This window comes from Escherichia sp. WS1451 (genome assembly GCF_046487365.1).
In the GTDB taxonomy this organism is placed as follows: domain Bacteria; phylum Pseudomonadota; class Gammaproteobacteria; order Enterobacterales; family Enterobacteriaceae; genus Escherichia; species Escherichia coli.
In genome coordinates, this window is record NZ_JBJQJP010000010.1 from 94,641 (window position 1) to 120,924 (window position 26,284).

A 26,284-nucleotide genomic window follows, 5' to 3' on the forward strand; every position below is an offset into this window, starting at 1 on the left:
GGCTAACCACGCCGCTTTTTTTACGTCTGTAATTTACCTTTCCAGTCGCCTTGCTCCGCGCTCAGAGAGACGTTCGCGTACTGCTGACCGTTGCTCGTTATTCAGCCTGACAGTATGGTTACTGTCGTTTAGACGTTGTGGGCGGCTCTCCTGAACTTTCTCCCGAAAAACCTGACGTTGTTCAGGTGATGCCGATTGTATACGCTGGCGGGCGTTATCACGTTGCTGTTGGTTCAGTGGGCGCTGCTGTACTTTTTCCTTAAACACCTGGCGCTGTTCGGGAGTTGCAGACTGAATACGCTCACGCGCTGCCTCTCTTCGCTGCTGGTTCTGCGGGTTAGTCTGCATTTTCTCGCGAACCGCCTGGCGCTGCTCAGGCGAGGCGGACTGAATACGCTCACGCGCTGCGTCTCTTCGCTGCTGGTTCTGCGGGTTAGTCTGCATTTTCTCGCGGACTGCCTGGCGCTGCTCAGGAGAGGCCGACTGATAACGCTGACGAGCAGCGTCCTTTTGTTGCTGGGTCAGTGGTTGGCGACGGCTGAACTCGCGGAAGTCGTCATAGCTCCCATAATGTTCCGCTTCATTAAATCGCTGTGCCGCAGCCTGACGTTGAGTATCTCGCGTAATGACTGGCGCAGTGTGTGTTCGTTGCTGAAACTGACTTGCTGCTGCCTGACGCTGACTGTCGCGCGATAGAGCAGGTAACTGCGTGGCGCTCATGCCGCCGTTGACATCGGTTTGGTGAAACCGCTTTGCCATATCCTGATCATGATAGGGCACACCATCACGGTAGTTTGGATTGTGCCGCCATGCCATATTCTTATCAGTAAGATGCTCACCGGTGATACGGTTGAAATTGTTGACGTCGATATTGATGTTGTCGCCGTTGTGTTGCCAGTCATTACCGTCACGATGACCGCCATCGTGGTGATGATAATCATCATCGTCATGATGATGATGGTCATGATCGTCGTCGTCCCAGTCGATGCTGCTGAATAGTGCGTATGTGGTAGCAACGCCCATGCTATAGCCGAATCCGCGCACAAAGCTGTCAACAAACGGTTCTCCGGCTGGCGGCGGCAGATAAACTGGCGGATAAGCGGTATTGGCCCAACTGCCGTAAACCACGTTTGGGTTGTAGTTCGGAATATAAACCACATCCGGATTGGCTGGCTCAATGGTTATTACGGTCGGTGCAGGTTCTGCGACGACGGGGCTGGACGTAGAAACGGTATTTGATTGTGTAGCAGGGGCGTTGGCGGGCTGATTTACCGGTACGACTTTTTTCGTTGTCGTGATGATCTTTTGTTCAGTTGATGACTTTAGCGAACCGGTTTGTTGCGCCAGTTGCCGCAATCGTTGTACCGAGTCCATCACGTCCTGCGGCTGCGCCAGAAAAGCATCGCCCAGGTTTTGCACCCATTGCGGGTTTTCGCCCATCAATGCCATCAATTGTGGAAAGGCCACCAGTGATTTGACGCTGGCGTCCCACGGCTGGCCAGATACCGCCTGAATAGCAGCATCGCCTTGTTTAAGTGGATTATCGTGCGACCATTGCACTGCTTGAGCAACGTTTGCCGGATAGGTTGATGCCATTAACACTTGTGAAAGCAGAGAGTCGGGGTACAGCGCGACGGGCGCGACCCATTGATCGATTTGTGCAGTGCTGAATGTAGATTTGACGACGGCAGGCGTTACGGGAGGCGCGGAAACCGTTGCAGGAAGCGTAACTGCGGAGATGTCAGGCGCAGTCTGTTGTGTCGATTGCGATTCCACAGGCGCTTCCACTGTGCGGCTTTTTATATATAGCCCGGCAGAGGCGGCACAAAGCCCGGCACTGCAAATTAGCGCCAGCACATGGGGTTTAAACGGCAAAGTCATTTTCATAATTCGGATCTCAAGGAAATCGCAATGGTCGGCGAACTGCCACCCGCAGGTGCTGTGAATCCGAGTATAAAGAGGCCGTAGTTTAAATTTTGACTAATCTTGGGATTCGTTGAGAAAGGTGATTATCACCATGCGAATTAACGAAGTTTTTACGGAAGGAAACATTCTCTAGACTATCCTTAACGATTCAGCCACTTTTTTATGTTGCTTTTTTGTAAACAGATTAACACATCGTCAAAATCCTGCTATTCTGCCCGTTGCGGTACTGGGCATTTACCCTACAAACTGCTGTCTCACAGGAGCGTGAAGAGAATCGCCTGCCGCACTATGACAATGAGAGCGAGGAGAACCGTCGTGCTAGAAGAATACCGTAAGCACGTAGCTGAGCGTGCCGCTGAGGGGATTGCGCCCAAACCCCTGGATGCAAACCAAATGGCCGCACTTGTAGAGCTGCTGAAAAACCCGCCCGCGGGCGAAGAAGAATTCCTGTTAGATCTGTTAACCAACCGTGTTCCCCCTGGCGTCGATGAAGCCGCCTATGTCAAAGCAGGCTTCCTGGCTGCTGTCGCCAAAGGCGAAGCTAAATCCCCACTGCTGACTCCGGAAAAAGCCATCGAACTGCTGGGCACCATGCAGGGTGGTTACAACATTCATCCGCTGATCGACGCGCTGGATGATGTCAAACTGGCACCGATCGCTGCCAAAGCACTTTCTCACACGCTGCTGATGTTCGATAACTTCTATGACGTAGAAGAGAAAGCGAAAGCAGGTAACGAATATGCGAAGCAGGTAATGCAGTCCTGGGCAGATGCCGAATGGTTCCTGAATCGCCCGGCACTGGCTGAAAAACTGACCGTTACCGTCTTCAAAGTCACAGGCGAAACCAACACCGATGACCTTTCTCCGGCACCGGATGCGTGGTCACGCCCGGATATCCCACTGCACGCGCTGGCGATGCTGAAAAACGCCCGTGAAGGTATTGAGCCAGATCAGCCTGGTGTTGTTGGTCCGATCAAACAGATTGAAGCTCTGCAACAGAAAGGTTTCCCGCTGGCGTACGTCGGTGACGTTGTGGGTACGGGTTCATCGCGTAAATCCGCCACGAACTCCGTGCTGTGGTTTATGGGCGATGATATTCCACATGTGCCGAACAAACGCGGCGGTGGTTTGTGCCTCGGCGGTAAAATTGCACCCATCTTCTTTAACACGATGGAAGATGCGGGTGCACTGCCAATTGAAGTGGACGTCTCTAACCTGAACATGGGTGACGTAATTGACGTTTACCCGTACAAAGGTGAAGTGCGTAACCACGAAACCGGCGAACTGCTGGCGACCTTCGAACTGAAAACCGACGTGCTGATTGATGAAGTGCGTGCCGGTGGTCGTATTCCGCTGATTATCGGGCGTGGCCTGACCACCAAAGCGCGTGAAGCACTTGGTCTGCCGCACAGCGATGTGTTCCGTCAGGCGAAAGATGTCGCTGAGAGCGACCGCGGCTTCTCGCTGGCGCAGAAAATGGTAGGTCGTGCCTGCGGCGTGAAAGGCATTCGTCCGGGCGCGTACTGCGAACCGAAAATGACTTCTGTAGGTTCACAGGACACCACCGGCCCGATGACCCGTGATGAACTGAAAGACCTGGCGTGCCTGGGCTTCTCGGCTGACCTGGTGATGCAGTCTTTCTGCCACACCGCGGCGTATCCGAAACCGGTTGACGTTAACACTCACCACACGCTGCCGGACTTCATTATGAACCGTGGCGGTGTGTCGCTGCGTCCGGGTGACGGCGTAATCCACTCCTGGCTGAACCGTATGCTGCTGCCGGATACCGTCGGTACTGGCGGTGACTCCCATACCCGTTTCCCGATCGGTATCTCTTTCCCGGCGGGTTCTGGTCTGGTGGCATTTGCAGCCGCAACAGGCGTAATGCCGCTGGATATGCCGGAATCCGTTCTGGTGCGCTTCAAAGGCAAAATGCAGCCGGGCATCACCCTGCGCGACCTGGTTCACGCCATTCCGCTGTATGCAATCAAACAAGGTCTGCTGACCGTTGAGAAGAAAGGCAAGAAAAACATCTTCTCTGGTCGCATTCTGGAAATTGAAGGTCTGCCGGATCTGAAAGTTGAGCAGGCCTTTGAGCTGACCGATGCGTCCGCCGAGCGTTCTGCTGCCGGTTGTACCATCAAGCTGAACAAAGAGCCGATCATTGAATACCTGAACTCTAACATCGTCCTGCTGAAGTGGATGATCGCGGAAGGTTACGGCGATCGTCGTACCCTGGAACGCCGTATTCAGGGCATGGAAAAATGGCTGGCGAATCCTGAGCTGCTGGAAGCCGATGCAGATGCGGAATACGCGGCAGTGATCGACATCGATCTGGCGGATATTAAAGAGCCAATCCTCTGTGCACCGAATGACCCGGACGACGCACGTCCGCTGTCTGCGGTACAGGGCGAGAAGATCGACGAAGTATTTATCGGATCTTGCATGACTAACATCGGTCACTTCCGTGCTGCTGGTAAACTGCTGGATGCGCACAAAGGTCAACTGCCGACCCGCCTGTGGGTGGCACCGCCAACGCGTATGGACGCTGCGCAACTGACCGAAGAAGGCTACTACAGCGTCTTCGGTAAGAGTGGTGCGCGTATCGAGATCCCTGGCTGTTCCCTGTGTATGGGTAACCAGGCGCGTGTAGCAGACGGTGCGACGGTGGTTTCCACCTCTACCCGTAACTTCCCGAACCGTTTGGGTACTGGCGCGAATGTCTTCCTGGCTTCTGCGGAACTGGCTGCTGTTGCGGCGCTGATTGGCAAACTGCCGACGCCGGAAGAGTACCAGACCTACGTGGCGCAAGTAGATAAAACTGCCGTTGATACTTACCGTTATCTGAACTTCGACCAGCTTTCTCAGTACACCGAAAAAGCGGACGGGGTGATTTTCCAGACTGCGGTGTAACAGCCTGAAAATAGCTCAGGTGTTCTCCTGAATACCTGACAAGTAACACTTCTTTAAACCCCCTTTCTGCTCAAGGAAAGGGGGTTTATTTTTATTCCTTATCCTTTTCCACCTTTTAATCTTGCATAGTGCTGCGATAATTAAACCTAAGGTGCAATGCAGTAATGGCGCATTGCCGGGAGCAGAGGAACACACTATGGATTACGAATTTCTGCGCGATATTACCGGAGTGGTAAAGGTGCGCATGTCCATGGGGCATGAAGTGGTCGGGCACTGGTTTAATGAAGAGGTGAAAGAAAACCTGGCCTTGCTTGATGAAGTGGAACAAGCGGCGCACGCATTGAAAGGTAGTGAACGATCCTGGCAACGGGCAGGGCATGAATACACTCTGTGGATGGACGGTGAAGAGGTGATGGTTCGCGCCAATCAACTGGAATTCGCTGGCGATGAAATGGAAGAGGGGATGAACTACTACGATGAAGAGAGCTTGTCGCTGTGTGGCGTTGAGGATTTTCTTCAGGTGGTGGCGGCTTACCGTAATTTCGTGCAGCAGAAGTAAGTAAATCAGGCGGAGCCTCCGTGCTCCGCCTGAGACGTTAAACAGCGGGCATATTGCGCCCGTAATAAATCTCGCGCATTTCTTTCCACAGCGCAGCGGTAATTTCCTGGCGCTCGCTGTCGGTTAAATCTTCCGGTTTGGTGTGGAACATGTAGTGCTTAAGGTCGAACTCTTTAAGCAACATCTTGGTATGGAAGATATTTTCCTGATAGACGTTTACATCCACCATGTCATACAGCGCCTTCATATCGTCAGACATAAAGTTCTGAATCGAATTAATTTCATGGTCGATAAAGTGCTTCATACCGTTAATGTCGCGAGTAAAACCGCGCACGCGATAATCAATGGTTACGATATCGGACTCAAGCTGGTGGATCAGGTAATTCAGCGCCTTCAGCGGAGAAATCACGCCGCAGGTAGAGACTTCAATATCGGCGCGGAAGGTACATAAACCGCCTTCAGGATGACTTTCCGGGTAGGTATGTACGCAAATATGACTTTTATCGAGATGGGCAACGACCGTTTCTGGCAGTGGGCCGGGATGTTCTGTTTTGTCGATGAGTTTCGGGTCAACCGGTTCTTCACTCACCAGAATAGTGACGCTGGCACCCTGTGGTTCGTAATCCTGGCGGGCGATGTTAAGAATATTGGCCCCGATAATGGAACAGGTTTCTGACAGGATTTCGGTCAGACGGTTGGCATTATAGAGTTCATCGATATAAGCAATATAACCGTCGCGTTCTTCGGCAGTTTTGGCGTAGCAGATATCGTAAATACAAAAACTCAGACTTTTGGTCAGATTATTAAAGCCATGCAGTTTCAGTTTTTTCAATTTCTTATCTTCTCCTTAGGACGGCTGTGAAGCCAGTGCGTCTTGCAGATACTGAGGTAAGGCAAAAGCTGCCGTATGGACTGCCGGATTGTAATAACGGCATTTCAGGCCAGAGGCGAGAAAACGCGCCTGAATAATTTCGGTTGAGAGATGGCGTAAGGCGTCGTTATCTGTTGCCCATGCAAAGGTCATGATGCCGCCGTAATAAGTTGGGATTGCCGCCTGATAAAAGCCAACATCGCTGAAGTAATGGCTGAGTTTGCGATGACTGTCGATGGCCTCTTCCTGCTGTAAAAAGCAGACGCCGTTTTGTGCGACGAAGATACCGCCAGGATTCAGGCAACGTTTGCAGCCTTCATAAAATGCTGAGGTGAACAGACTTTCGCCGGGACCGATAGGATCGGTGCAGTCGGAGATAATGACATCAAAGGTCTGGCTGGTTTGATTAACGAAATTGACGCCATCGTCGATCACCAGCTTAAAGCGCGGATCGTCGTAGCTACCGGCGTTATGGTTGGGCAGATACTGACGGCAGAACGATACGACACCCGCATCGATTTCCACCATCGTGATTGACTCAACGTTTTTATGTCGGGTTACTTCACGCAGCATGGCACCGTCGCCGCCGCCGATAATCAGCACATGTTTCGCGTGACCGTGGGCCAGTAGCGGAACATGGGTCATCATCTCATGATAGATAAACTCGTCGCGCTCGGTGGTTTGTACTACGCCATCCAGCGCCATTACGCGACCAAATGCAGCGTTCTCAAAAATGATCAGATCCTGGTGATCGGTCTTTTCATGATACAGAACGTTATCTACCGCAAAGTACTGCCCAAACTGGTCGTGTAGCGTTTCATGCCACTGTTTTTTTTCGGCCATGGGTTGATACCTCCTTTGTTAACACCCGTAAAAAAAGGGCGCAACATAATAGCTAACATTGACCGCGGATGCACGGTCAATATTTCTACAAAAAGGTATCAGGGATTATTTGACGTAGGCAAGCAGGCTTAAGGAATCGCGAGCCAGGGCTTTGCACTTTTTAGCGACGGGAATGCCAATGCCGCTGAGATCGCGGTAGCTGTCTTCACCGAGGGCTTTCATGTCGAAGGTGTCGTAATTACTGAGATCCCACTGGTTTTGCTGGGCAAAAAAGACCAGTGCGCGACGAATTTGCCCGTTAGGTAAGTTCTGGTAACCACAATCGTTCTTCAGAAAAACAAAAACTGCCGTTAAATCGGCCATATCTTCGGCTTCAGACTCGCTGAGCGCGTAACTGTTTGCGCAGACGGCCATCAGGCTGCCGAATAACACTGTTCTGAAAAACGTCTTCATTGCTTCTACCAGGGGCTTAAAGAAGATAAACGTTAGCACACTGCGAGCGAGGCGACGACCATTATTGTCGATTAAATTGTGTCTGCGGCTTGACCTTCCCGTAAGGGGAAGGACTATGCTCAACGTTTGATTTTGTTTCGCCTGCTTAAGAATAAGGAAATAACTATGCAACGTCGTGATTTCTTAAAATATTCCGTCGCGCTGGGTGTGGCTTCGGCTTTGCCGCTGTGGAGCCGCGCAGTATTTGCGGCAGAACGCCCAACGTTACCGATCCCTGATTTGCTCACGACCGATGCCCGTAATCGCATTCAGTTAACTATTGGCGCAGGCCAGTCCACCTTTGGCGGGAAAACTGCAACTACCTGGGGCTATAACGGCAATCTGCTGGGGCCGGCGGTGAAATTACAGCGCGGCAAAGCAGTAACGGTTGATATCTACAACCAACTGACGGAAGAGACAACGTTGCATTGGCACGGGCTGGAAGTACCGGGTGAAGTCGACGGCGGCCCGCAGGGAATTATTCCGCCAGGTGGCAAGCGCTCGGTGACGTTGAACGTTGATCAACCTGCCGCTACCTGCTGGTTCCATCCACATCAACATGGCAAGACCGGGCGACAGGTGGCGATGGGGCTGGCTGGTTTGGTGGTGATTGAAGATGACGAGATCCTGAAATTAATGCTGCCAAAACAGTGGGGTATTGATGATGTCCCGGTGATTGTTCAGGATAAAAAATTTAACGCTGACGGGCAGATTGATTATCAACTGGATGTGATGACCGCCGCTGTGGGTTGGTTTGGCGATACGTTGCTGACCAACGGTGTAATCTACCCGCAACACGCTGCCCCGCGTGGCTGGCTTCGCCTGCGTTTGCTCAATGGCTGTAATGCCCGCTCGCTTAATTTCGCCACCAGCGACAATCGCCCGCTGTATGTGATTGCCAGCGACGGTGGTCTGCTACCTGAACCGGTGAAGGTGAACGAGCTGCCAGTGCTGATGGGCGAGCGTTTTGAAGTGCTGGTGGAAGTTAACGACAACAAACCCTTTGACCTGGTGACGCTGCCGGTCAGCCAGATGGGGATGGCGATTGCGCCGTTTGACAAGCCGCATCCGGTAATGCGGATTCAGCCGATTGCCATTAGTGCCTCTGGTGCTTTGCCAGACACATTAAGTAGCCTGCCTGCGTTACCTTCGCTGGAAGGGCTGACGGTACGCAAGCTGCAACTTTCTATGGACCCAATGCTCGATATGATGGGTATGCAGATGCTGATGGAGAAATATGGCGATCAGGCGATGGCCGGGATGGATCACAGCCAGATGATGGGCCATATGGGGCACGGCAATATGAATCATATGAACCACGGCGGGAAGTTCGATTTCCACCATGCCAATAAAATCAACGGTCAGGCGTTTGATATGAACAAGCCGATGTTTGCGGCGGCGAAAGGGCAATACGAACGTTGGGTTATCTCTGGCGTGGGCGACATGATGCTGCATCCGTTCCATATCCACGGTACGCAGTTCCGTATCTTGTCAGAAAATGGCAAACCGCCAGCGACGCATCGCGCAGGCTGGAAAGATACCGTTAAGGTAGAAGGTAATGTCAGCGAAGTGCTGGTGAAGTTTAATCACGATGCACCGAAAGAACATGCTTATATGGCGCACTGCCATTTGCTGGAGCATGAAGATACGGGGATGATGTTAGGGTTTACGGTATAAAAAGACCGTATTCAGAAATATGCCCGGATCTCTCCGGGCATTATGATTACTTCACATCATCTGGCAGCGCATAAGCCACAATATAGTCGCCCATCTTCGTACCAAATGAACCGTGACCGCCTGCGGAGATCACCACATACTGCTTGCCATTCACTTCATAGGTCATTGGCGTAGCCTGACCACCCGCTGGTAAACGGCCCTGCCACAGTTTTTCACCGTTGCTCATGTTGTAAGCGCGCAGGTAGTTATCTGCCGTAGCGGCGATAAACAGTACGTTACCCGCTGTGGAGATTGGCCCGCCCAGCATCGGCATACCCATATTGAACGGCACCGGTACAGGCATCGGGAATGGCATACTGTCCTGCGGCGTACCAATACGTTTCTTCCACACCACTTCATTGGTTTTCAGATCCAATGCCGAGATATAGCCCCATGCTGGCTGTTTACATGGCAGGCCAAACGGTGAGAGGAACGGGTTGAGTGTGACACCATACGGTACACCGTACTGTGGCTGAATGCCGGATTCCGTACCCGTGCCTTTGGCATCTTTCGGCTGTTCCATCGGGTTACCAGGACCGCGTGGGATCAGTTTCGAAACAAACGGCAGTGCCATTGGGTTGGCAATCGCCACTTCACGATTCGGATCAACGGAAATCCCGCCCCATTCGAACATCCCCAGGTTACCCGGGAAGACCAGCGTACCCTGTTCAGATGGCGGGGTGAAAATGCCTTCATAGCGCATCTGGTGGAACATCACGCGGCACACCAGCTGGTCAAACATGGTGGCTCCCCACATATCCGCACCGCTCAAATCTTTCGTCGGACGGAAGCTCAGTTCAGAAAACGGTTGAGTTGGGGTTACGTAATCGCCTTTGGCAGCACCTTGGGGAACCGGTTTTTCCGGTGCAGGAACCACCAGTTCGCCATTACGACGATCGAGCACAAAAATGTTGCCGGTTTTCGCCGGAGCATAAATGACTGGCACTTTCTGACCATTAACGGTGATGTCCGCCAGCGTCGGCTGTGCCGGAAGATCCATATCCCACAGGTCGTGGTGAACGGTCTGGTAGCTCCACGCCAGTTTCCCGGTAGTGGCATTCAGCGCCAGAATCGAGCTGGCATAACGTTCCTGTTCCGGTGTGCGGTTACCGCCCCAGATATCCGGCGTGGTCACGCCCATCGGCAGATAGACCAGATCCAGCTTCGCGTCATAGGCCGCTGGTGCCCACGAGTTTGGTGAGTTAAAGGTAAAGGTGTGTTCGTCAGACGGGATTGCGTTCGGATCTTTCGCGCCCGGATCAAAAGCCCACAACAGCTCCCCGGTGTTGACATCAAAACCACGGATCACGCCAGACGTTTCGCGGGTTGAGAAGTTGTCGGTGACTGAACCGGCCATCACGATGGTTTTATCGGTGATAATCGGCGGCGAAGTCGGCTCATACAGACCCGGTTTGGTGTCCGGCATATTGCTTTGCAGATTGAGCACGCCTTTATTGGCGAAGGTTTCGCACAGCTTGCCGTTTTCAGCGTTAATTGCAATCAGGCGACCATCATTGACCGGAAGAATGATACGACGCGGGCAATCCGCCATCACTTCTGGCGAGGCCGTTTCTGCTTTGGCTTCATGATAAGAGACACCACGGCAGGTTACATGCTGGAAGGACTCGTTGGTTTTCAGCTCAGGATCGTAATGCCATTTCTCTTTGCCGCTGGCGGCATCGAGCGCAAACAGACGTTGGTGCGCGGTACACAGGTAAAGGGTGTCGCCCACTTTAATTGGCGTCACTTCATTGGTGATTTCGCCCGGATCGTTCGGCTGCTTCACATCGCCTGTGCGGAACACCCAGGCTTCTTTCAGATTGTGAACGTTATCGGCGTTAATTTGTTTCAGAGGTGAAAAGCGTTGACCTTCCTGATTGCGACCATAGGCAGGCCAGTCCTGATCGGCAACCGGTGAGATAGCTTCGGCAGGTGTGGCATCGGCGCTTAAGGTGCCGTTGATTTCCTGCGGATCGTTAAATCCCGCCCAGGTGAGGATTCCGCCACTAATCAGCAATGCCACCACCAGTGCGGCAACTGCGCCGCTGGCAGGAATGACCAGGCGACGCCAGACAAACGGCAGGATCAGCCAGATGCCGAAGAAGACCAGAATGTCGCTGCGCGGAGTCAGCGCCCAGAAGTCGAAACCAACTTCCCAGACGCCCCAAATCATGGTGCCGAGCAGCAGGGCTGCGTATAGCCAAAGCGCAGCGCGTTTACTGCGCCACAGCATCCAGGCGACGCCGAGCATCACAAGGCCAGCGATAGGGTAGTACCAAGAGCCGCCAATCGCGACCAGCCAGCCTCCGCCAATGAGTAGATACAGCCCGCAAAGTGCTGCAAAAAGGGCTGTTAGCGTGACGAGTAATCGTCGCGAGCCTGTATTGTTAATTGCCATAAAGAGACACCATTTCAATTCATTAATATTTTAGTAGCAATTAATTATAGGTTTTAACATGTGTGATCGTCATCACAATTTGAGCTTTATTAACAGATTCCGCGAATGAATAGTTTTACTGGTATACTGCGTGTCTTGCGCTTTGTTGCGGTGCCAAAACCTGCCCGTGCGAAGTGATTTGTTTTTAAATCATATGGTTAGAGATATGAAACATACTGTAGAAGTAATGATCCCCGAAGCGGAGATTAAAGCGCGTATCGCCGAACTGGGTCGTCAGATTACTGAGCGTTACAAAGACAGCGGCAGCGATATGGTGCTGGTGGGTCTGCTGCGTGGCTCATTTATGTTTATGGCGGACCTGTGCCGTGAAGTTCAGGTATCTCATGAAGTCGATTTTATGACCGCCTCCAGCTACGGTAGCGGCATGTCCACCACCCGTGATGTGAAAATCCTCAAAGATCTGGATGAAGATATCCGTGGCAAGGACGTGCTGATTGTTGAAGATATCATCGATTCGGGTAATACACTGTCGAAAGTGCGTGAGATCTTAAGCCTGCGCGAACCGAAGTCGCTGGCGATTTGTACGCTGCTGGATAAACCGTCCCGTCGTGAAGTGAACGTCCCGGTAGAATTTATCGGTTTCTCGATCCCGGATGAGTTTGTGGTGGGTTACGGCATTGATTACGCACAGCGTTACCGTCATCTGCCGTATATCGGCAAAGTGATTCTGCTGGACGAGTAAGTGTGAAGTTGCCGGATGTGTTGCATCCGGCATGGCATTTTTATTTGTGGTTGGCGTGTTTCAGCTTGAGGTTGGAGATCCCGTGACGGTAACGTTGCTCAAGGGTTTCGCGGTTAGTCGCTGTGACATCCAGATCACGCAGCAAGCCGTCGTGAATGCCGTAGGCCCAGCCGTGTATGGTGACTTTCTGCCCGCGTTTCCACGCTGATTGCATAATAGTGGAGTGGCCCAGGTTATACACCTGTTCCATGACGTTCAGTTCACACAAGGTATCCAGACGGCGCTCTTGCGGCATTTCGCCAAGCAATGAGCTATGTTTGAACCAGATATCGCGAATGTGCAGCAGCCAGTTGTTGATAAGCCCCAGTTCCGGGTTTTCAACTGCGGCTTGTACGCCGCCGCAACCGTAGTGGCCACAGATAATAATGTGTTCAACTTCGAGAACATCCACTGCATACTGAACCACGGAAAGGCAGTTCAGGTCGGTGTGAATGACCAGGTTAGCAACATTACGGTGAACAAAGAGTTCGCCCGGCTCAAGACCGGTTAAACGTTCTGCAGGAACGCGACTGTCGGAACATCCAATCCATAGAAAGCGCGGTTTTTGCGCTTGCGCCAGTTTCTCAAAAAACCCGGGATCCTCTTCCACCAGCATTTTTGACCATAGTGCATTGTTGCTGATGAGTGTATCTATGTCTTTCATGGAGGTTAACGACCTGTAACCAAATAATTACGTTTGGCTAATATAGGGCAACTCCGGGACGATTTAAACCACAGATAAAGTGTAAGAACGTAAGGTAAGTAAAAATTTATGACCATTGCACTGGAACTTCAACAGCTTAAAAAAACCTATCCAGGCGGCGTTCAGGCGCTTCGTGGAATCGATTTGCAGGTCGAAGCGGGTGATTTTTATGCGCTTCTCGGGCCGAACGGGGCCGGGAAATCAACCACTATCGGTATTATCAGCTCTCTGGTAAATAAAACCTCCGGGCGGGTCAGCGTATTTGGTTACGATCTCGAGAAGGATGTCGTGAACGCTAAACGTCAGTTGGGACTGGTGCCGCAGGAATTTAACTTCAACCCGTTTGAAACCGTGCAGCAAATTGTGGTGAATCAAGCGGGGTACTACGGTGTGGAGCGTAAAGAAGCGTACATCCGCAGCGAAAAGTATCTTAAACAGCTCGATTTATGGGGAAAACGTAACGAACGTGCGCGTATGCTATCTGGTGGGATGAAGCGCCGTTTAATGATTGCCCGCGCGCTGATGCATGAACCTAAACTACTGATTCTCGACGAACCGACCGCAGGCGTGGATATTGAACTTCGCCGCTCAATGTGGGGCTTTTTGAAGGATTTAAACGACAAAGGCACCACCATCATTCTCACCACGCATTACCTGGAAGAAGCAGAAATGCTGTGCCGCAATATCGGCATTATTCAGCACGGCGAACTGGTGGAAAATACCTCGATGAAGGCGCTGCTGGCGAAGCTGAAATCGGAAACCTTTATTCTCGATCTCGCGCCGAAAAGTCCGTTACCGAAGCTCGATGGCTATCAGTATCGACTGGTCGATACCGCTACGCTGGAAGTTGAAGTGTTGCGTGAGCAGGGGATAAACAGCGTATTCACGCAGTTAAGTGAGCAGGGCATTCAGGTATTAAGTATGCGTAACAAAGCTAACCGTCTGGAAGAGCTGTTTGTTTCACTGGTTAATGAAAAACAAGGAGATCGCGCATGATGCATCTTTACTGGGTGGCGCTAAAAAGCATCTGGGCGAAAGAGATCCATCGCTTTATGCGTATCTGGGTGCAGACGCTGGTGCCACCGGTCATCACCATGACCCTTTATTTTATTATCTTCGGTAACCTGATTGGTTCGCGCATCGGCGATATGCATGGCTTCAGCTATATGCAGTTCATCGTGCCGGGGCTGATCATGATGTCGGTAATCACCAATGCCTACGCCAACGTCGCTTCATCATTTTTTGGTGCCAAGTTCCAGCGTAATATTGAAGAGCTGCTGGTAGCGCCGGTTCCGACTCATGTCATTATTGCCGGATATGTCGGTGGTGGCGTGGCGCGTGGTCTGCTTGTTGGCATGCTGGTGACAGCAATTTCGCTGTTCTTTGTGCCGTTTCAGGTGCATTCGTGGGTATTCGTTGCCTTAACCCTGGTGCTCACTGCGGTGCTATTCTCCCTTGCGGGTTTGCTGAACGGCGTGTTTGCCAAAACGTTCGATGACATCAGCCTGGTGCCAACCTTTGTGTTAACGCCACTTACGTATTTGGGCGGGGTCTTTTACTCCCTGACTTTGCTGCCGCCGTTCTGGCAGGGACTGTCGCACCTGAACCCGATCGTTTATATGATCAGTGGTTTCCGCTACGGCTTCCTCGGTATCAATGATGTGCCGCTGGTCACTACCTTTGGCGTACTGGTGGTCTTTATTGTGGCGTTTTATTTGATTTGCTGGTCGCTGATCCAACGTGGGCGTGGTCTGCGTAGCTAAGGCTATTTCCTCTCCTCTGGATTCGGGGGAGAGGAGTTTTGACGACTATCACCCTTTATCAACCATGGTCAGGGTAGACTGATTTTCGGCTAAGGAGGAAGGCGATGCTAGGTTGGGTTATTACCTGTCACGATGATCGGGCGCAAGAGATACTGGATGCGCTGGAGAAAAAACACGGGGCGCTTCTTCAGTGCCGGGCCGTGAATTTCTGGCGCGGATTAAGTTCTAATATGCTCAGCCGTATGATGTGCGATGCTCTGCATGAAGCAGACTCTGGCGATGGGGTGATCTTTTTAACTGATATTGCCGGAGCGCCGCCGTACCGCGTGGCTTCGCTATTAAGCCACAAACACTCCCGCTGTGAAGTGATTTCTGGGGTAACGTTACCGTTAGTTGAACAGATGCTGGCCTACCGTGAAACATTATCCAGCGCTGAGTTTCGCGAGCGAATTGTCGAACTGGGTGCGCCGGAGGTCAGTAGTCTTTGGCACCAACAACAAAAAAATCCGCCTTTCGTCCTCAAACATAATTTGTATGAGTATTAACCCGCGATCCTGATGACGCTTTTGCTACAATAAAAGCGTTGTTTCACCCTCGGTTATTTTTTCATGTACAAACAAGCTGTTATTCTCCTGCTGATGCTGTTTACCGCAAGCGTCAGTGCCGCATTACCTGCCCGTTATATGCAAACCATCGAAAATGCCGCGGTCTGGGCGCAAATTGGCGACAAAATGGTGACGGTAGGGAATATTCGGGCCGGGCAAATCATTGCCGTGGAGCCCACTGCCGCAAGTTATTACGCATTTAATTTTGGCTTTGGTAAAGGGTTTATCGATAAAGGCCATCTCGAGCCGGTTCAGGGGCGACAAAAAGTTGAAGATGGTTTGGGTGACCTCAACAAGCCGCTGAGTAATCAGAACTTAATAACCTGGAAAGATACACCGGTTTATAACGCACCGAGTGTGGGCAGTGCGCCATTTGGAGTACTGGCGGACAATTTGCGCTACCCGATTTTGCATAAACTGAAAGACAGGTTAAATCAAACCTGGTATCAGATCCGTATTGGCGATCGACTGGCCTATATCAGCGCGCTGGATGCCCAACCCGATAATGGCCTGCCGGTGCTAACCTATCACCATATTTTGCGCGACGAAGAAAACACCCGTTTTCGCCATACTTCGACGACCACCTCGGTACGCGCTTTCAATAACCAGATGGCCTGGCTGCGCGACAGGGGATACGCGACACTGAGCATGGCGCAGCTGGAAGGTTACGTGAAGAATAAGAGCAATCTCCCTGCGCGAGCAGTGGTGATTACCTTTGATGATGGCCTCAAGTCGGTGAGCCGCTATGCGTATCCTGTGTTGAAACAATATGGTATGAAGGCGACGGCGTTTATTGTTACCTCGCGCATCAAACGTCACCCGCAGAAATGGAACCCAAAATCGCTGCAATTTATGAGCGTTTCTGAACTTAACGAAATTCGCGATGTATTTGATTTCCAGTCACATACTCATTTTTTGCATCGGATAGATGGTTATCGGCGGCCTATATTGCTGAGCCGTAGTGAGCACAATATTCTGTTTGATTTTGCACGTTCACGCCGCGCTCTGGCGCAATTTAATCCACATGTTTTGTATCTTTCTTATCCATTTGGCGGATTTAATGACAAAGCCGTGAAGGCAGCAAAAGAAGCCGGATTTCACCTGGCGGTGACGACCATGAAAGGCAAAGTAAAACCGGGGGATAATCCGTTGTTACTAAAACGACTTTATATCTTAAGAACGGATTCGCTGGAGACGATGTCGCGGCTGGTGAGTAACCAGCCGCAGGGATAACAATCAGGCAACCTGTACCGGAATCGCTTTCGCGGTACGTTTCATTTCATTGTCGCCTTCAAAATAAGCAACGTTGGGTCGCCATGTACGGGCTTCTTCATCCGGCATAGTGACGAAGCTGGCGATGATGACAATATCGCCGACGCTGGCGCAGTGGGCCGCCGCACCGTTAACAGAAATAATTCTCGAACCGCGCTCTGCCGCGATGGCATAGGTGGAGAAACGCTTGCCGTTGGTGACATTCCAGATATCAATGGCTTCGTTTTCGAGAATACCGGCTGCGTCAAGAAAATCCTGATCAATGGCGCAAGAACCTTCATAGTGCAGGTCCGCATGAGTCACTTTCACGCGGTGGAGTTTGCCCTGCAGCATCGTGCGAATCATAACTTCTACCTTTCTACCCTGTCGTTAACGAAGCAGGCGATGCCTGCTTTGAGGAAATTCTCACGCAGTATTGCCCGATTTTTGTTTAGTGTCTACTCATCTGACGGCATTTGCATCAGCAGTTTGCGAACCGTGCCGAAGCGTGCCATGTAATGCCTGTAACCAATTGAAATTTATCTGAACGCTGCTCGGTAAACACTAAAGAGGCGGCTGACGACGGCGCGCCTTGACTGGATACTGCCTTCACGCAAGACAACACAGAAGGCAGGGAAGATGGATGCACCGAGTACCACACCGCATGATGCGGTGTTTAAACAATTTTTAATGCACGCGGAAACGGCTCGCGACTTTCTGGATATCCATTTGCCAGCGGAGCTACGCGAACTGTGTGACCTCGACACGCTGCATCTTGAGTCGGGGAGTTTTATTGAAGAAAGCCTGAAAGGGCACAGCACTGACGTGCTCTATTCCGTGCAAATGCAGGGCAATCCCGGTTATTTGCATGTGGTGATTGAACATCAAAGCAAGCCGGATAAGAAAATGACCTTTCGCATGATGCGCTATGCCATTGCCGCCATGCACCGGCATCTGGAGGCGGATCACGATAAGCTGCCGCTGGTGGTGCCGATTCTGTTTTATCAGGGCGAGGCCACACCTTATCCGCTCTCAATGTGCTGGTTTGATATGTTTTACTCGCCGGAGCTGGCGCGACGCGTTTACAACAACCCTTTCCCGCTGGTGGATATCACCATCACACCGGATGACGAAATCATGCAACATCGGCGGATTGCGATTCTCGAACTACTGCAAAAACATATTCGCCAGCGCGACTTAATGTTATTGCTGGAGCAACTGGTCACGCTGATTGACGAAGGGTACACTAGCGGAAGTCAGTTAGTTGCCATGCAAAACTATATGCTGCAACGCGGTCATACTGAACAAGCGGATTTGTTTTATGGTGTGCTGAGAGACAGGGAAACGGGAGGGGAGTCTATGATGACGCTGGCGCAGTGGTTTGAAGAGAGGGGAAGACAGGAGGAAAGGCAGGAGGTAAGACAGGAGGTAAGACAGGAGGTAATACAAGAGGTTAGACAGGAAGTAAGACAGGAATTCGCCCTGCGTTTTCTGAGTAAAGGGATGTCTCGGGAAGACGTTGCAGAGATGGCAAATTTACCTCTTGCTGAGGTTGATAAGCTGATTAGCTAAGTTATCTGCATTATCAGTTATAGCCAGATAATTGTTATTGTTAACTGACCAGATAATCAAGGGAACATATGGAAATAAAGACACGGAGAGAAACCAGGCAGACGTTAGCGCAGTGGTTTGAAGAGAAGGGATTTCAGAAGGGATTTCAGAAGGGATATAAAGAGGGACTCCAGAAGGTAAGACTGGCCCAGCGTCTTCTGAGTAAAGGAATGTCTCGGGAAGACGTTGCAGAGTTGGCAAATTTACCTCTTGCAGAGATTGATAAGCTAATTAACTCTAACTAACTAGTCTGCATTATGAATAATCGCTTACAAATGACGTGGCAATGAATAACTGGCGCCATCAGCCGTAGCGCCAGTTAAATATTACGCCAGTTCGACGATTTTGTTGTCGATCAGGCGAGCATCGCCAAGCCAGGCGGCTACCAGAATCACCGCTCGTTTGCTGTTTTCAGAGATTTCCAGCAAGGTGTCGGCATCGCGAATCTGAATATCATCGGAACGGAAACCTTTTTCATTCAGTTCTTGCCCGGCAATAGCAATAATTTCATCGAGATCCCGTTCGCCAGCCTGCAATTTGTCGGCAATTGAACTTAAGACTTTGTAGAGACCCGGCGCAATTTTACGTTGTTCCGCCGTCAGATAGCCGTTACGGGAACTGAGCGCCAGACCGTCTTTCGCGCGCATAATCGGCACTCCGACAATCTCAATATCGAAGCCCATATCGGCAACCATTTTGCGGATCAGTGCCAGTTGCTGAAAATCCTTTTCACCGAAGCAGGCGATGTCCGGCTGGACCAGGTTGAACAGTTTGCTGACGATGGTCGATACGCCGCGAAAATGTCCTGGACGGCTGGCACCTTCCAGCATGGTGGAAAGGCCTGGAACATCGACATAGGTGTGGGTTTCTGTACCGTTCGGATAGATCTCTTTTACCGAGGGAGCGAAAACCAGATCCACTTTACGTTTGTTTAGCTTCTCGCAGTCTTCCTGCAAGGTGCGTGGGTAGCGAGCCAGATCTTCCGGGCGGTCAAACTGCATCGGGTTAACGAAAATACTGACGACGACCACATCGGCGCGGGCTTTGGCTTCGTCAACCAGCTTCATATGGCCGTCGTGCAGGTTACCCATGGTGGGCACCAGCGCCACGCGCTTACCTTCCATACGCAGGCGGCGGATTTGCTGACGCAGCAGCGGCAGGGTTTCGATAATTAACACAACGTCACTCCTTAATGGAAACTGTGTTCTTCGCCCGGATAAACGCCGGACTCCACTTCAGCCATATACTGCCGCACAGCCGCGCGGATGTCGCCCGTTTCGGCGAGGAAATTTTTGGCGAATTTAGGAATATGACCGCCGGTAATGCCGAACGCGTCGTGCATCACGAGGATCTGCCCGTCAGTGACGTTGCCCGCGCCAATACCGATAACCGGGATCGCCAGTGCTTCGGTAATGCGTTTTGCCAGCTCAACCGGCACGCACTCCAGTACCAGCAGTTGTGCCCCAGCAGCTTCTAATGCCAATGCATCGCTGAGCAGTCGATCGCCCGCTTCATCGCCGCGCCCCTGGACTTTGTAGCCACCGAAAATATTTACTGACTGTGGGGTTAGGCCTAAATGACCACAAACTGGAACGGCACGTTCGGTCAGCATTTGTACGGTTTCTACCAGCCACTCACCGCCTTCAATTTTGACCATGTTGGCTCCGGCACGCATTACCGTTGCGGCGTTTTCAAAGGCTTGTTCCGGCGTGGCATACGCCATAAATGGCAGGTCAGCCAGCAGAAGGCTGTTTGGCGCGCCGCGACGCACAGCGGCGGTGTGATAGGCGATATCGGCAACGGTAACCGGTAGCGTGGAGTCATGCCCCTGAACCGTCATCCCTAACGAATCGCCTACCAGCATGACGTTAAGTCCTTCTTCGGCAAACAGTTTCGCGAAGCTGTAGTCGTAAGCGGTGATGGTCGCGAAGCGTTTTTTTTCTTGCTTACATTTCTGAAGTGAAGCAATGGTGGTTGGTTTCATAACGAATCCTGATAAATGATGTTGTGCTGTCTCGCATTTTATCAGTCACATTGGTGGGGGCAATGATTTCTCTGTTGTGGCACCGCCATTACCAGACGGCACCACAATGTTATCAGGGATAGGTAACCTGGAAAGTACTGGTGGCTTTAAATTCGCCGGGTTCAATAGCAATATTCCCGTCTTGTTTTAATGTAGCCTGGAAATGAAGTGGATACGTTATACCGTCATCTTCCGGGTAAATCGCATCTGAATCGTTATTCTGCGTCTGGCCCGTATTATCTTTATAAACAGAAGTTGAATCATTAGGTTTCAGTATCATGAGGGCACTTTTACTGTTTGCTAATCCTTCAATCAATACCCCAACGCCTTTTGCTGCGCCATTTCCTGTGAGAGTGTTACCAAGGAGTTGCCTGTTTTCAGTACCAACCTTTGTTGAAACTAATTTTGTCTCGATATTAGTCACACGAACGCAGTTTTGAAGTGAAATATCAAAAGGAACCGGTGTGGCACCGTTTCTTATTTGTGCTTCACTATACTCGCCCATTTTTACCGTAGAACCAGTAACAGATGTTCCACTTAACATAGCTGTAAAACAAGTGGGATTACTTAATTTAATATTTAGTAGGTCAAAATCAACTCGAAGAAAATAGCTGTGTTCGTTAATGCCGATACCAGCACCATAAGCTTTAAATGAATATAAATAGTTTGATGAGCGCGATAATGAAACTTGTTGAGTTACTGTTGGATCAAAGTTGGTATCTGTATAAAATTCGATGGTAAGATTTTGATAAATACCGCCTACAGCCCAATATTTGCTGGATGTGTTGGCATTGTTACAACTTTGGTATAATATGCTTTCGCTTGGGTTGTACCATGAAAAATATTGTTCTGCAGAATCACCAATATATATTCCTGGTGAACTAACGTTAGTTACAGTACCGTAAGCTGACCACATATTTGAAATTAATATTGTATAATACAAACCGGGAACAGATGTATTGAATAGTTTATGGTTACCATATCTTTTTCCAGAGTCAACCATTGCATTTTCGATACGCATTGCCCCGCCACTGGTGTTATTGCTTCTGTTACAATAAAGAAAGCCTCCGCCAGAAGCAGTATCTAACTGACTCCAATGTAATTTCACCCCTGTTGGACCCAGTTGTGTTGGTTTATAAAATACTAAATTATTTGTACTGGTACCATACCTGAACACGACTGTCACATCTCCATTTGGCCCGGTTTCTCTCCATTTTTGATCTGACGGACCAACGCCGTAGTTATTCCCAACAACATATCCTACGAAATCATCAGTGCCAGCACTCGCGGTATAACAACTCAAGCACAGAATTAAAAAAAGAAAATATCTGAAGAATGTCTTCATTTTCACTCCACCATCCACTGCTGTAATAGTCGCAGTAATTTGTTTTTGGTATGTTACTCGTAGTAAATATCAATTAATACATGGCTTATGATTTGGCCGGGCATGACATTTAATACAGGGTTGATTTTTTGCATCCGTGTATAGAATTTCCAGGATGAATTGTTTAAATCAGCAGTCATCACCGGATAAATTGAACGAGAACTGCCCGCTGGGGTAAGAACATTAAATATATTAGCCGGGTCCTGAGTGGAAAATATTACTACACCTACGTTTTGAGCGCCGGCGACATTTTCATTTGCAAAAATTTGCTGAGAGCCTGTCGCCATCACGCCATTAAGCGGTTTAAAGTTAATATGTAACTGATTTAACACATTTCCAGAACCCTGGATGGCGCAGTCAGTCACAGTGATAGTGAACTCTCTCCCACCCGGATAATCATCTTCAGGTGCGACGTTACCAGAAAAATAATCCACACCAACCACACCAAGGTCGATATTACCAAGGTTACTGAGGCCACTTTTACATGTACTGTTCTTGATATTGGCAACCATATCCACATCCAGCCCTGCATATACAGGACTGGATGTGGCAAACAATAATGCCAGGAACAGACTTGTTTTTATCTTAATTTTTAGTTGAGAGGAAAGCATAATCGGTCCCTGACTTTAATGGCCTGTTAGTTATAGGTGATAGAAAATGTTGCAGGTGCGGAAAACGGACCGGCAGTGATGTCGGTTTTGCTTTTATTTTTCTCTACCACCAGGCGTGCACTCATAGGATGATATACTGACGTAGTTCCTGTTGCAGTGGAGATATTCACTTCCTGAGCGACTGGTGTTACGCAGCTAAATTGAGTCTTGCCGTCTGTACCAGGTGTCGTGGTATTCCATACTTCAACCGCAACAGCATTTGCTTTATCAGCAGCGGCGGAGCCGTTTGCAAAACCAGGCCCATCGTTGGCTGCTCCTTCACAAGTTGCGCGTTTAGTTAATTTTACGAGTGCTTTTTTATTAGGAATACCAGCACAATCCTTAAACTGTAACTTAAATATTTTAATTTTTGTTTTGGCATCAATTTCAGGAATGTAAGCATCCCCAAATGCAATAACAGAAATAGGCTGATCATTGTCATCCACCAGGCTGGCGGTACAGGTTCCCGTCTCTACGGTTGCTTTAACATTCAGCTTAACGCTATCGGTAGCTGCAAACAATTGGCTGGTGAATAGGGATGCCGCAAAAAAAACACCAGCGGGTAGTCCATAACATAATGTTTTAGATTTCATTATTATCATCCCTGTTATTCATAAATGAAATTGAAAGTTGCCTGGGCGCGGAAATCGCCAGGAACACCACTGCCAGCCGTGGTTTCGCGCAGTGCAACGGTCAGTTCAAGAGTTTTGTCTGTATCACTAATTTCCCATGGAATAAAACTCGGCGCACTGTTTGGGATTAAGAATGTCGAATCATCTTCACCAAGTGCTTTTATACCCATACCAATATAATTAGTTGTTGATGTAGTGTCAGAAGAGAGTGGAACAATTAATGCGGGAGTAGTTCCGGAAGCATTCCCACTGAGCCTGGTATTGATTTTGCTGACGCCTGTGGTACAACCGCTGGCAACCAGATTAAAATTCGCCTGTGCTTGAGTCGTTTTATTTGCAATTTTGTCCAGACCAATAGTTCCTGGGAAAGTTAATGTGTAGGTGTCACTCCCATCAGGGGTGACATTGTCGCCTGATAACGTAATGTTACAAGTTGATGCTTTTACGGTTGCTGTAAAATCAACATTAATGTCTGTTGCAAGTACAGAGGATGATAAAAATAATCCAGTCAGTATTGCCAATTTATGCAGTGTTATTCTCATTATGTGAAATTCCCTGTTGTTACTGAATCTGACAACTAATTCCATTCAGAATAATAGTTTGCGCTATTTTTTCTGGTGCTGCGCTCTGCTGGTAATGAGCAAGGCAAGTGACAGGTTTACCGTCGTCAAGCCAGTTGATACGTATGTTACCTTGTTGTTCTATACCTCGAACAAAGGCCTGACCACCTTGCCCTACATTGCCAATAATATTTCCGTTCTCGTCATAAATATCTGCGGCAAACGGAATGTTTTTACCGTCAGTTCGCTTGATGTTCATAATCGCTGATTGTCCCTGAACTGTTTCAAAACCAGCAAAGACAACAGACCCTTGGCGGGGGACAGTAATAGCACTGGTACTTTTCAATTCAACGTCATTTTCCAGACCGTTAATATCGAGTGCAATTCGGTTTTCATGATAAGGGGAGAGCGCGTTAGTAACACCATATCCCCAACGATCTATCGTACTATTACCATAGTTAATACGCGCCCCTTTAGCTCCTGGCGCTTGTACAACGGCCAGAGTGTCTGAGTCGCTAAAGCTGTCATTACTGAAGGTCAGGCCGCCGCTATGTAAAACAAATCCGCCGTCGGTATTAAATGAGATTTGACGGCTATTATCACTGCTTGCGGAAACTGAACTGGAAAGAGTTCCCCAGGGAGATTCATAGCTTGCATATCCGCCGATATAGCCCAAATCATCACTGGATTTCATCATCGAATAGCCTGTATTGACGCTATAACTGATATGGTTTTCGGTGCTATAACCACTACTGCTGATACTGAGTTGATTGCTGCCGTTGAAATCACTATTTAACTGAGTATCAATGCTCTGAAAACCAGAGTCGCGATGTTCTGAACCCAGTAACTTTTCGATAGGAATGCTAAAGCTTAGATAGATGCTGTCTTCATTACCGCCGTCCTGGCTCCAGGACCGTTGGGCACTAATGCTGTAGCTTCCCCACGATGCGCTGTTACTATAACCAATGGAGTAGTTAGTATTATTTTGTCCGTCCGCCCAATAGTCAGACCAACTTCCGGCAAGATAGAATGAGCCATAGTCTTTCTTTTCAAACTTGAGGGGTTGGTTAATACTAACCGTAACCTGATTTTTCATGCGTGAATAGTTACGCATATTTTTAGGTTCCAGGTCCTGTTCCGGATGTTTTACTTCATCGATCAATGTCAGTGCATCGTTAAGCCCCAGATAATTCTGGGTTGAATAACGGTAAGCGGCGATATTGAGCGAGGTTCTGGTATCTTCAAATAACTTATTCCAGGAGATGCGATAGCTTTGCCCGCGGTAGGTTTTATCGTCCGGAATTTGCACATCCGAGTGGGTTACATCGACTGAAAACGCACCGTACGCGGTATTCAGGCCAAGGCCCAACAGCCCGGCAGTATAGTTATTATCGGTAATTTGAATACCGGTATAACCTGTAAGATAGTTGTTCAGACCATAGTAGTAGCTGGCCTGGAACAAATTTGGCTCATTTTGAATATCGTCTTTTAATACCTGACCAGCACTGATGTCCCATCTTCCAACACCAGGGCGTTGCATCTGAATTACCGAAGAAAATGGCTGGGAAAAAGTTCGTTTTATGCCATCAGATTCTTCGATTGTGATAATGAGATCGCTGCCGTAGCCTGATGGGCTTAAATCATCAATAACAAATGCTCCCGGCGGTACAGTAGTTTCATATATTTTATACCCGCCCTGGGTAATGGTGACTTTTGCGTTGGTGTTAGCGACACCATGAATAATAGGCGCAAAACTAGCTAACGCAGGCGGTAGCATTCGGCTGTCGCTGTATAAACGAATACCGCGAATACTGACAGCATCAAAGGTTTCCCCAGTTGTGTATGACTCACCCACTATTAACTGTGAACGCAAAGAGGCCAGGTCGCGCTGCAAATAGCGATTCTGAAAATCGTAATCACTGCCTACATTGGTCATCCAGTTGTAGTTGCCGGTTGCGCGAAGTCGCCATGCCCCCAGATTTATACCGCCGTTAAATGCGGCGTAAACACTGTCGTTTTTTCTGTCCGGAATTTCGCTGTGATATGCGTTGACGTTGTAGGCTAGCATTGCGGCGTTAATACCGTTTTCCCACAGTGAAGAGTCAACATAGTTTTGGTAATTCTTCATTACCCAGACTTGAGGAACATTGATGTCCAGTCGTTGATCGTTGACGTCATAATGAACCGAGGCCTGAGGAATGATATTTGCTAAATCAAGACAATCTCCGAGTTCGCCTTCGCGCTGTAGAAGGATGGAATTCTCGGCATTTATATCTGGTTTATTAATGTGAAACTGCAATAAATTCTTCAGGGTGATACAAGCCTGCGCATTCTTCTTACCTTCGAGGGTAATAAAGGAAATGCTTTGGTTGATAACCGGTTGATCATTGATATAAACACTGACGTCATACACGCCGGGCAAGGTAGGGTTACCTTCGGTATACCGACTAAGGTCGATGTTAGAAGCATCTTGCCCCATCAAAAAGGTATTATCATATTCAACGTGTTCAGCGCTTATGGCACAGGGGCTTAATAGCAATGCGCAAAACGAGGCTATATATGTAAGTTTGTTATTATGCGTTTTTATGATTTTTCGGGACACG

24 protein-coding genes are annotated in these 26,284 nt (G+C 49.5%); 10 read left to right on the forward strand and 14 right to left on the reverse strand.

Annotation, left to right across the window (positions count from 1 at the left end):
* Window positions 1–33: 33 nt before the first annotated feature.
* Complete coding sequence (locus tag ACJHX7_RS14350; protein WP_094030007.1) at window positions 34–1,887, reverse strand: DUF3300 domain-containing protein; 1,854 nt, start codon at window positions 1,885–1,887, stop codon at window positions 34–36.
* Between the two features lie 354 nt (window positions 1,888–2,241).
* Here ACJHX7_RS14350 and acnB point away from each other — a divergent pair, with 354 nt between their 5' ends.
* Together acnB and yacL are read left to right on the forward strand one after the other, a co-directional pair.
* Window positions 2,242–4,839: a bifunctional aconitate hydratase 2/2-methylisocitrate dehydratase gene (gene acnB, locus ACJHX7_RS14355; protein WP_094030006.1), complete on the forward strand. Its 2,598-nt coding sequence runs from the start codon at window positions 2,242–2,244 to the stop codon at window positions 4,837–4,839.
* Window positions 4,840–5,035: 196 nt separating this feature from the next.
* Window positions 5,036–5,398, forward strand: a complete 363-nt coding sequence (gene yacL, locus ACJHX7_RS14360; protein WP_000384306.1) for a protein YacL — start codon at window positions 5,036–5,038, stop codon at window positions 5,396–5,398.
* Window positions 5,399–5,435: 37 nt separating this feature from the next.
* Here yacL and speD read toward each other — a convergent pair whose 3' ends face one another.
* The 3 genes from speD to ACJHX7_RS14375 all read right to left on the reverse strand — a co-directional run bounded on the left by speD (window position 5,436) and on the right by ACJHX7_RS14375 (window position 7,565).
* The gene (gene speD / locus ACJHX7_RS14365; protein ID WP_000734287.1) at window positions 5,436–6,230 is read right to left on the reverse strand and encodes an adenosylmethionine decarboxylase; all 795 of its coding nucleotides are present in this window, start codon (window positions 6,228–6,230) and stop codon (window positions 5,436–5,438) included.
* 15 nt (window positions 6,231–6,245) lie between these two features.
* Window positions 6,246–7,112 (reverse strand): polyamine aminopropyltransferase, encoded by an 867-nt coding sequence (speE, locus tag ACJHX7_RS14370; protein WP_000818414.1) that lies wholly within the window; start codon window positions 7,110–7,112, stop codon window positions 6,246–6,248.
* 105 nt (window positions 7,113–7,217) lie between these two features.
* Window positions 7,218–7,565, reverse strand: a complete 348-nt coding sequence (locus ACJHX7_RS14375) for a YacC family pilotin-like protein (RefSeq protein ID WP_001295568.1) — start codon at window positions 7,563–7,565, stop codon at window positions 7,218–7,220.
* Between the two features lie 165 nt (window positions 7,566–7,730).
* On the opposite strand from ACJHX7_RS14375, the gene cueO reads away from it, so the two are divergent.
* Window positions 7,731–9,281 carry a multicopper oxidase CueO gene (gene cueO, locus ACJHX7_RS14380; protein ID WP_001561425.1) on the forward strand — a complete coding sequence of 517 codons (1,551 nt, stop codon included), beginning with the start codon at window positions 7,731–7,733 and terminating at the stop codon, window positions 9,279–9,281.
* A 46-nt stretch (window positions 9,282–9,327) separates the two neighbouring features.
* Here the strand turns inward: cueO and gcd are convergent, their stop codons facing one another.
* Complete coding sequence (gcd, locus tag ACJHX7_RS14385; protein WP_001306211.1) at window positions 9,328–11,718, reverse strand: quinoprotein glucose dehydrogenase; 2,391 nt, start codon at window positions 11,716–11,718, stop codon at window positions 9,328–9,330.
* A gap of 205 nt (window positions 11,719–11,923) precedes the next feature.
* Here gcd and hpt point away from each other — a divergent pair, with 205 nt between their 5' ends.
* On the forward strand, window positions 11,924–12,460 hold the full coding sequence (gene hpt / locus ACJHX7_RS14390) for a hypoxanthine phosphoribosyltransferase (RefSeq protein ID WP_000683335.1): 537 nt from the start codon (window positions 11,924–11,926) through the stop codon (window positions 12,458–12,460).
* A gap of 40 nt (window positions 12,461–12,500) precedes the next feature.
* On the opposite strand, the gene can is transcribed toward hpt, so the two are convergent.
* Entirely contained in the window at window positions 12,501–13,163 is a 663-nt protein-coding gene (can, locus tag ACJHX7_RS14395) for a carbonate dehydratase (protein ID WP_000651599.1), read from the reverse strand.
* A gap of 108 nt (window positions 13,164–13,271) precedes the next feature.
* Between can and ACJHX7_RS14400 the strand changes: the two genes are divergently transcribed.
* The 4 genes from ACJHX7_RS14400 (at window position 13,272) to ACJHX7_RS14415 (ending at window position 16,803) form a co-directional block, all read left to right on the forward strand.
* Window positions 13,272–14,198, forward strand: a complete 927-nt coding sequence (locus ACJHX7_RS14400; RefSeq protein ID WP_000150637.1) for an ABC transporter ATP-binding protein — start codon at window positions 13,272–13,274, stop codon at window positions 14,196–14,198.
* The gene (locus tag ACJHX7_RS14405; protein ID WP_000972208.1) at window positions 14,195–14,965 is read left to right on the forward strand and encodes an ABC transporter permease; all 771 of its coding nucleotides are present in this window, start codon (window positions 14,195–14,197) and stop codon (window positions 14,963–14,965) included. Before ACJHX7_RS14400 ends, ACJHX7_RS14405 begins: the two co-directional genes overlap by 4 nt.
* A gap of 104 nt (window positions 14,966–15,069) precedes the next feature.
* The gene (locus ACJHX7_RS14410) at window positions 15,070–15,510 is read left to right on the forward strand and encodes a PTS sugar transporter subunit IIA (RefSeq protein WP_000901977.1); all 441 of its coding nucleotides are present in this window, start codon (window positions 15,070–15,072) and stop codon (window positions 15,508–15,510) included.
* 63 nt (window positions 15,511–15,573) lie between these two features.
* Window positions 15,574–16,803: a polysaccharide deacetylase family protein gene (locus tag ACJHX7_RS14415; protein WP_094030005.1), complete on the forward strand. Its 1,230-nt coding sequence runs from the start codon at window positions 15,574–15,576 to the stop codon at window positions 16,801–16,803.
* A 3-nt stretch (window positions 16,804–16,806) separates the two neighbouring features.
* Here ACJHX7_RS14415 and panD read toward each other — a convergent pair whose 3' ends face one another.
* On the reverse strand, window positions 16,807–17,187 hold the full coding sequence (panD, locus tag ACJHX7_RS14420; RefSeq protein ID WP_000621515.1) for an aspartate 1-decarboxylase: 381 nt from the start codon (window positions 17,185–17,187) through the stop codon (window positions 16,807–16,809).
* 273 nt (window positions 17,188–17,460) lie between these two features.
* On the opposite strand from panD, the gene ACJHX7_RS14425 reads away from it, so the two are divergent.
* Both ACJHX7_RS14425 and ACJHX7_RS14430 read left to right on the forward strand, forming a co-directional pair.
* A complete protein-coding gene (locus tag ACJHX7_RS14425; protein ID WP_000339917.1) occupies window positions 17,461–18,393 on the forward strand; it encodes an Rpn family recombination-promoting nuclease/putative transposase in 933 nt (310 codons plus the stop codon).
* Window positions 18,394–18,461: 68 nt separating this feature from the next.
* The gene (locus ACJHX7_RS14430) at window positions 18,462–18,677 is read left to right on the forward strand and encodes a hypothetical protein (protein ID WP_000404119.1); all 216 of its coding nucleotides are present in this window, start codon (window positions 18,462–18,464) and stop codon (window positions 18,675–18,677) included.
* Between the two features lie 81 nt (window positions 18,678–18,758).
* Here ACJHX7_RS14430 and panC read toward each other — a convergent pair whose 3' ends face one another.
* The 7 genes from panC to ACJHX7_RS14465 form a co-directional block, all read right to left on the reverse strand.
* Window positions 18,759–19,610, reverse strand: coding sequence for a pantoate--beta-alanine ligase (gene panC, locus ACJHX7_RS14435; RefSeq protein WP_000905377.1), 852 nt, complete (start codon window positions 19,608–19,610; stop codon window positions 18,759–18,761).
* An 11-nt stretch (window positions 19,611–19,621) separates the two neighbouring features.
* Complete coding sequence (panB, locus tag ACJHX7_RS14440; RefSeq protein WP_094030004.1) at window positions 19,622–20,416, reverse strand: 3-methyl-2-oxobutanoate hydroxymethyltransferase; 795 nt, start codon at window positions 20,414–20,416, stop codon at window positions 19,622–19,624.
* A 112-nt stretch (window positions 20,417–20,528) separates the two neighbouring features.
* Entirely contained in the window at window positions 20,529–21,818 is a 1,290-nt protein-coding gene (locus ACJHX7_RS14445; RefSeq protein WP_223718407.1) for a fimbrial-like adhesin, read from the reverse strand.
* Between the two features lie 35 nt (window positions 21,819–21,853).
* A complete protein-coding gene (locus tag ACJHX7_RS14450) occupies window positions 21,854–22,450 on the reverse strand; it encodes a fimbrial-like protein (RefSeq protein WP_000953151.1) in 597 nt (198 codons plus the stop codon).
* A 26-nt stretch (window positions 22,451–22,476) separates the two neighbouring features.
* Window positions 22,477–23,082, reverse strand: a complete 606-nt coding sequence (yadL, locus tag ACJHX7_RS14455; protein ID WP_000837847.1) for a fimbrial-like protein YadL — start codon at window positions 23,080–23,082, stop codon at window positions 22,477–22,479.
* Window positions 23,083–23,096: 14 nt separating this feature from the next.
* Window positions 23,097–23,666 carry a fimbrial protein gene (locus ACJHX7_RS14460; RefSeq protein ID WP_024175789.1) on the reverse strand — a complete coding sequence of 190 codons (570 nt, stop codon included), beginning with the start codon at window positions 23,664–23,666 and terminating at the stop codon, window positions 23,097–23,099.
* Window positions 23,667–23,682: 16 nt separating this feature from the next.
* Complete coding sequence (locus ACJHX7_RS14465) at window positions 23,683–26,271, reverse strand: outer membrane usher protein (RefSeq protein ID WP_410231642.1); 2,589 nt, start codon at window positions 26,269–26,271, stop codon at window positions 23,683–23,685.
* Window positions 26,272–26,284: the final 13 nt, after the last annotated feature.

What these genes read in the sequence shown, in the direction of transcription:
- cueO (WP_001561425.1), top strand. Translation starts at nt 7,731, where the DNA reads ATGCAACGTCGTGATTTCTTAAAATATTCCGTCGCGCTGGGTGTGGCT.
- ACJHX7_RS14375 (WP_001295568.1), bottom strand. Translation starts at nt 7,565, where the DNA reads ATGAAGACGTTTTTCAGAACAGTGTTATTCGGCAGCCTGATGGCCGTC.
- yadL (WP_000837847.1), bottom strand. Translation starts at nt 23,082, where the DNA reads ATGAAATCTAAAACATTATGTTATGGACTACCCGCTGGTGTTTTTTTT.
- ACJHX7_RS14405 (WP_000972208.1), top strand. Translation starts at nt 14,195, where the DNA reads ATGATGCATCTTTACTGGGTGGCGCTAAAAAGCATCTGGGCGAAAGAG.
- hpt (WP_000683335.1), top strand. Translation starts at nt 11,924, where the DNA reads ATGAAACATACTGTAGAAGTAATGATCCCCGAAGCGGAGATTAAAGCG.
- ACJHX7_RS14415 (WP_094030005.1), top strand. Translation starts at nt 15,574, where the DNA reads ATGTACAAACAAGCTGTTATTCTCCTGCTGATGCTGTTTACCGCAAGC.
- can (WP_000651599.1), bottom strand. Translation starts at nt 13,163, where the DNA reads ATGAAAGACATAGATACACTCATCAGCAACAATGCACTATGGTCAAAA.
- panB (WP_094030004.1), bottom strand. Translation starts at nt 20,416, where the DNA reads ATGAAACCAACCACCATTGCTTCACTTCAGAAATGTAAGCAAGAAAAA.
- yacL (WP_000384306.1), top strand. Translation starts at nt 5,036, where the DNA reads ATGGATTACGAATTTCTGCGCGATATTACCGGAGTGGTAAAGGTGCGC.
- panD (WP_000621515.1), bottom strand. Translation starts at nt 17,187, where the DNA reads ATGATTCGCACGATGCTGCAGGGCAAACTCCACCGCGTGAAAGTGACT.
- ACJHX7_RS14425 (WP_000339917.1), top strand. Translation starts at nt 17,461, where the DNA reads ATGGATGCACCGAGTACCACACCGCATGATGCGGTGTTTAAACAATTT.
- ACJHX7_RS14410 (WP_000901977.1), top strand. Translation starts at nt 15,070, where the DNA reads ATGCTAGGTTGGGTTATTACCTGTCACGATGATCGGGCGCAAGAGATA.
- ACJHX7_RS14450 (WP_000953151.1), bottom strand. Translation starts at nt 22,450, where the DNA reads ATGCTTTCCTCTCAACTAAAAATTAAGATAAAAACAAGTCTGTTCCTG.
- ACJHX7_RS14430 (WP_000404119.1), top strand. Translation starts at nt 18,462, where the DNA reads ATGGAAATAAAGACACGGAGAGAAACCAGGCAGACGTTAGCGCAGTGG.
- ACJHX7_RS14350 (WP_094030007.1), bottom strand. Translation starts at nt 1,887, where the DNA reads ATGAAAATGACTTTGCCGTTTAAACCCCATGTGCTGGCGCTAATTTGC.
- ACJHX7_RS14400 (WP_000150637.1), top strand. Translation starts at nt 13,272, where the DNA reads ATGACCATTGCACTGGAACTTCAACAGCTTAAAAAAACCTATCCAGGC.
- speE (WP_000818414.1), bottom strand. Translation starts at nt 7,112, where the DNA reads ATGGCCGAAAAAAAACAGTGGCATGAAACGCTACACGACCAGTTTGGG.
- gcd (WP_001306211.1), bottom strand. Translation starts at nt 11,718, where the DNA reads ATGGCAATTAACAATACAGGCTCGCGACGATTACTCGTCACGCTAACA.